Genomic DNA, 5338 nt, shown 5'->3' with positions numbered 1-5338 from the left:
ATATAAGGCTGAACGTAGGGAAGGACCGGCTTGTAGAAGAAGAACGCGGCCGCCGCCGCCGCCGCCCAGGAAACCACCGACAGCACTTCGCGAGAGAAGCCGCGCACCATGGCGAGCATCGCTGAGACCAGGGTGAAGCCGACGAGGATTCCGTCAAGCAGCGTAATCGGCATGGTTCTCGCCCCACTTCCTGTCTTGCGGCCCGACGAGCCGCGTCACTCCTCGTCGTCGGCACGGCCGCGCCGTGAGCCGGCTATGCGCGCCACAAGGTCGGCAAGCTCGGTGGGCTGGAACGCGCCGGCCCCGATCCCCCCGGCAACTTCCTCGCTGCCGATCGGCAGCACCGCGCTTCCAAAACCCAGCTTTTCGGCTTCCTTGAGGCGCTGCTGCGCATGCGCGACCGGCCTCACGGCGCCCGATAGGCTGATTTCGCCGAAATAGACGCAATCGGCGGGAAGGGCAAGACCGGTGAGCGACGAAACCAGTGCCGCGGCGACCGCGAGATCGGCCGCCGGCTCCGAGATTCGGTAGCCGCCGGCGACGTTGAGATAGACGTCATGCTGGCCGAAGCGCACGCCGCAATGCGCCTCCAGCACGGCGAGCACCATCGACAGCCGCGCGCCGTCCCATCCGACGACGGCGCGGCGCGGCGTGCCGAGCGAGGAGGGCGCAACCAGCGCCTGGATCTCGACCAGCACCGGCCTTGTGCCTTCCATGCCCGCGAAAACCGCCGCGCCCGGCGATTTCGCGTGCCGTTCGCCGAGGAAAAGCTCCGACGGATTGGAGACCTCGCGCAGGCCCTTGTCCGACATTTCGAACACGCCGATCTCGTCGGTCGGCCCGAAACGGTTCTTCACCGTGCGCAGGATGCGGAAGTGGTGGTTGCCTTCGCCCTCGAAATAGAGCACGCCATCGACCATGTGCTCGACGACGCGAGGGCCCGCGATCTGGCCCTCCTTGGTGACATGGCCGACAAGCACGATCGCGGCGCCCGTGGATTTCGCGTAGCGGATCATCGCCTGGGCGGCGGCGCGCACCTGGGTGACGGTGCCCGGCGCCGAATCGGCAAGGTCGGTCCACAGCGTCTGGATGGAATCGAGGATGACGAGGTCCGGCCGCTTGCCGTCGGCGATGGTCGCCAGGATGTCCTCGACATTGGTTTCGGCGGCAAGCTCCACCGGCGTCGAGGCGACGCCGAGGCGCTGTGCCCTCAATCGGATTTGCGCCACCGCTTCCTCGCCCGAGACATAGACGATGCGATGGCCCTTCGAGGCGAGCGCCGCGGCGGCTTGCGTCAGAAGCGTCGACTTGCCGATGCCGGGATCGCCGCCGACCAGCAGCGCCGAGCCGCGCACGAAGCCGCCGCCGGTGGCGCGGTCGAGCTCGCCGATCCCCGACACGATGCGTGGCGCGTCCTCGATATCGCCGGCGAGACTGGTCAGCACCACGGCGCGGCCCTTGCGGGCGTTGCGCGTGTTGGCCGGCCCCGAGCCGATGCCGCCGGCCGTGCCTTCCTCGACCAGCGTGTTCCACTCGCCGCACGCATCGCATTTGCCGGCCCAGCGCTGATGCACCGAGCCGCAATTCTGGCAGATGAACTGAACGCGCGATTTGGCCATTAGGGGTGTGCCGGTCGCCAATTGCCGGAGGTCGGCGGGACAGCACCCCCCTCTGGCCTGCCGGCCATCTCCCCCGCAAGGGGGGAGATCAGCAGCTTTGGCGCCGGCACCCATCTTGCAACGTCTACGATTGGCGAAAGCCAAAGCGACAGCCAATCTCCCCCCTTGCGGGGGAGATGGCCGGCAGGCCAGAGGGGGGTGTGAAGGAACGAGGCCTTTCTCAAGAGATCACTCAAACCTCTCCGGCAGGTGATGCTCCTCGGCCAGATCGGAGAACCGCGTGAACTCGCCATGGAAGGCGAGGCTGACGGTGCCGGTCGGTCCGTGGCGCTGTTTGGCGACGATGCACTCGGCCTTGCCGCGCGCCTCGTTCATCTCGTTTTCCCACTTGACGTATTCCTCGGTGCCGAGCTTCGGCTCGCGGTTCTTGAGGTAATATTCCTCGCGATAGACGAACAGCACCACGTCGGCGTCCTGCTCGATGGAGCCGGATTCACGCAGGTCCGAGAGCTGCGGGCGCTTGTCGTCACGGCTTTCGACCTGACGCGACAGCTGCGACAGCGCGATGATCGGCACGCCGAGCTCCTTGGCAAGCGCCTTGAGGCCCGTGGTGATCTCGGTGATTTCCTGCACGCGGTTCTGCGAGGCGCGCGCGGAGGAGCCCTGCATCAGCTGGATGTAGTCGATGACGATGAGGTCGAGGCCGCGCTGCCGCTTCAGGCGTCGCGCGCGGGCGGAGAGCTGCGCGATCGAGATACCGCCGGTCTGGTCGATGAACAGCGGGATCTTCTGCATCGTCTGCGAACAGGCGACGAGTTTTTCGAAATCCTTCTCGGTGATTTCGCCGCGCCGGATTTTTGACGACGAAATCTCGGTCTGCTCGGAGATGATACGGGTGGCGAGCTGCTCCGACGACATTTCCAGCGAGAAGAAGCCGACGACACCGCCATTAGCGGCCTTGAACGTGCCGTCGGCCTGCTGCGCCGGCACGTAGGCCTCGGCGATGTTGAAGGCGATGTTGGTCGCCAAGGAGGTCTTGCCCATGCCTGGGCGCCCGGCGAGCACGATCAAGTCGGAGGGCTGCAGGCCGCCCATGCGGCGGTCGAGGTCGCGCAGGCCGGTGGAGATGCCGGACAGGTGGCCGTCGCGCATATAGGCTGCATTGGCCATGTCGACGGCGGTCTTGACCGCATCGTTGAAGCTCTCGAAGCCGCCATCGTAGCGGCCGGTTTCGGCGAGCTCGAACAGCCGACGCTCGGCGTCCTCGATCTGCTCGGAGGGCGACATGTCGACTGGCGCGTCATAGGCGATGTTGACCATGTCCTCGCCGACGGTGATCAGCGCGCGGCGCGTCGCGAGGTCGTAGATGGCGCGGCCATAGTCGGTCGCATTGACGACGGTGACGGCTTCGACGGCAAGCCGCACGACATATTGCGCCACCGTCATGTCGCCGACTTTCTCGTCGGCCGGCAGGAAGGTCTTGAGCGTGATCGGCGTCGCGATCTTGCCCATGCGGATAAGCTCGGCCGCGACCTCGAAGATCCGGCGGTGCAGCGGCTCATAGAAATGCGCCGGCTTGAGGAAATCCGAAACCCGGTAGAAGGCGTCGTTGTTGACGAGGATGGCGCCAAGCAGCGCCTGCTCGGCCTCGATGTTGTTCGGGGCCTCGCGATAAAGCGGCGTTTCCGCCGCGCCGAATTTCAGTGCCGCCTCTGCCATGATATCCCCGATTTCGATCCCGCTTTCCTCGATATCAGAACGGGAAGATTCGGTGCTGACCTTTCTGCAACACTCCTCGGCCCAACCCGCTTGATGCCCAATGTTCACAGGAACGGAAAACCATCCACAGGACAGTATTCCGGTGGCCCGATTCCAGTTGACTCGGCAAGTCGTGATTCTTAGTTGCAAAAATGGAACGAAGCAAGAACAATCTGGCGAACTGGTTGCCGTTGGGGAGGCTCACGGATGAACCGATAAAGTCCGTCGCGAATGGTACCGTAACCGTCCGAGATTAGTCGAAAACATCCGTCAAGTCGTCATCCACGGGCGGAGCAAGGAGCGAAGCGGCGCGCGCAGACCCGAGGATCCATGCCGTTACCTGTGAGCGTTGCGGCGGTTCAGAACGGTTCTGTTCTGCACCGTTTTTATTCTCGCGTGAGGTCACGGAATGGATCCTCGGGTCTGTGCGCCGCTTCGCGTCGCTCCGCCCGTGGATGACGAAGTTTAGGCGCTTCGGCTAACCTCCAAAGTTGCGGCTCTGCCAAGGCATCGACGGCGCGGCCTCCCCTGATGTCGTCGGCCCACCCAGTTCAATCTATCGTGTCGCCCCAGTCCGCTCGCCGCGCGGTCCTGAAAACCTCCCCGTCGCGCTTGCTGAACAACCGCTCGCCGGCGCTGCCGTCGGGCCGACAGAGTTTCAGCACCGCCTTGCCGGAGCCGCCTTTGGGCGGCGCGAGTACCCGTGCCGGGCGCACCCGCGCCGGCTGCCGGGAGGCGGCGAGATAGATGAATTTCTCGTCCTCCCACGGCACGTCGGCTTCCTTGACGAGACGATGCAGGCGCGAGCGGGCGACGCGTCGCGAAAAATGGCACCAGTCGGGTGGCTTGAGCGGGCAGGGCGCCGCGTGCGGGCAGGGCGCCAGGATATGCGCGCCGGCTTCGATCAGTTGTTGCCGCGCGGCAAGGATGCGCTGCCAGCCGGCGGGCGTGCCGGGTTCGACGATAAGCAGCGTGTCGGCGGTCAACTGCCAGAGGCGACCGACGAGCCTCGGCAGCGAAGCCGGCGCGACCTCATCGAGCACATAGGCGATGCTGACGAGGTCGGCGGGCTTGGTGCCGTCGAGATCGATGGTGGCGTCGCCGGCAACCCATTCGGCGCGGGCGGCGATTGTGCCGGCTGCGAGCGACTGCCCGATTTTGCGCACGGCAGCGCTTGCTTCGACCAGAACCGCCTGTTCCAGCTTCGGCCAGGCGTCTGCCGTGGCCCAAAGCATGGTGCCAGGCCCGGCGCCGATGTCGAGCAAGGTCTTCGGCTGGAAATCCGGTCGCACATCGGCCAGCGCGTCGACGCTGGCGCGGACCGCGGCATAGGTGGCGGGCAACCTTGTCGCCAGATAGGCCTTGACCGCCATCTCCTCGCCCATATGCAGGCGGCCGTCGCGCAACTCGGCGCGGTAGCGCTCCGAGAGCGTCCGCGCCGCCTGTTTCAGCGCCGGCAACGGCACTTTCTCCAGGAGGCCGTCGACGCCTTGCCGTAATTGAGCGGGGAGTTCCATCTTTTAGGCCCCGCGCGGCGCGAGCAGGATGACGGAGGCGCCGACGATGCAGAGCGCCGCGCCCGCCAGATCCCAGCGGTCGGGGCGCGCGCCCTCGACCAGCCACAGCCAACCGAGTGAGGCCACGATGTAGATGCCGCCATAGGCCGCGTAGGCGCGGCCCGCCGCGTCCGTCTCGACCAGCGACAGCAGGAACGCGAAGAACGCCAGCGAGGCGAGGCCGGGGAGCAGCCAGAGCGGCGACTTCTCCAGCCGCCACCACGCCCAGAACGAGAAGCAGCCGGCGATCTCGGCAAGAGCGGCTGCGGTGTAGATGAGGTAGGTCATGAAAAAGGTCTCGCGAACGAGACCTTTTTTCGTGGCGTCAGGCCACAATGGCAAGCAGCATTAGGCGCCTATTCAACCTTCTTGCGGCGGATCGGCTTTGCGGGGCCAAGGGCCCCC

General features: G+C 65.8%; 5 protein-coding genes. All 5 read right to left on the bottom strand.

The window, feature by feature from the left end; genetic code table 11:
• The coding region (locus EOD07_RS21155; RefSeq protein WP_206519515.1) for a CvpA family protein at positions 1-173 on the bottom strand (173 nt) is incomplete at its 3' end.
• 42 nt (positions 174-215) lie between these two features.
• Positions 216-1619 carry a DNA repair protein RadA gene (radA, locus tag EOD07_RS21150; protein ID WP_127236844.1) on the bottom strand — a complete coding sequence of 468 codons (1404 nt, stop codon included), beginning with the start codon at positions 1617-1619 and terminating at the stop codon, positions 216-218.
• 228 nt (positions 1620-1847) lie between these two features.
• Positions 1848-3338, bottom strand: coding sequence for a replicative DNA helicase (locus EOD07_RS21140; RefSeq protein ID WP_127236843.1), 1491 nt, complete (start codon positions 3336-3338; stop codon positions 1848-1850).
• 590 nt (positions 3339-3928) lie between these two features.
• The gene (locus EOD07_RS21135) at positions 3929-4894 is read right to left on the bottom strand and encodes a small ribosomal subunit Rsm22 family protein (RefSeq protein WP_127236842.1); all 966 of its coding nucleotides are present in this window, start codon (positions 4892-4894) and stop codon (positions 3929-3931) included.
• Between the two features lie 3 nt (positions 4895-4897).
• Entirely contained in the window at positions 4898-5221 is a 324-nt protein-coding gene (locus EOD07_RS21130; RefSeq protein ID WP_127236841.1) for a YnfA family protein, read from the bottom strand.
• Positions 5222-5338 lie beyond the last annotated feature (117 nt).

The sequence above is a fragment of the Mesorhizobium sp. M2C.T.Ca.TU.002.02.1.1 genome (assembly GCF_003997225.1).
Note: the sequence above shows the minus strand (reverse complement) of the source record. Positions and strands in the feature narration are given on the sequence as shown.

What these genes read in the sequence shown, in the direction of transcription:
- radA (WP_127236844.1), bottom strand. Translation starts at nt 1,619, where the DNA reads ATGGCCAAATCGCGCGTTCAGTTCATCTGCCAGAATTGCGGCTCGGTG.
- EOD07_RS21135 (WP_127236842.1), bottom strand. Translation starts at nt 4,894, where the DNA reads ATGGAACTCCCCGCTCAATTACGGCAAGGCGTCGACGGCCTCCTGGAG.
- EOD07_RS21130 (WP_127236841.1), bottom strand. Translation starts at nt 5,221, where the DNA reads ATGACCTACCTCATCTACACCGCAGCCGCTCTTGCCGAGATCGCCGGC.
- EOD07_RS21140 (WP_127236843.1), bottom strand. Translation starts at nt 3,338, where the DNA reads ATGGCAGAGGCGGCACTGAAATTCGGCGCGGCGGAAACGCCGCTTTAT.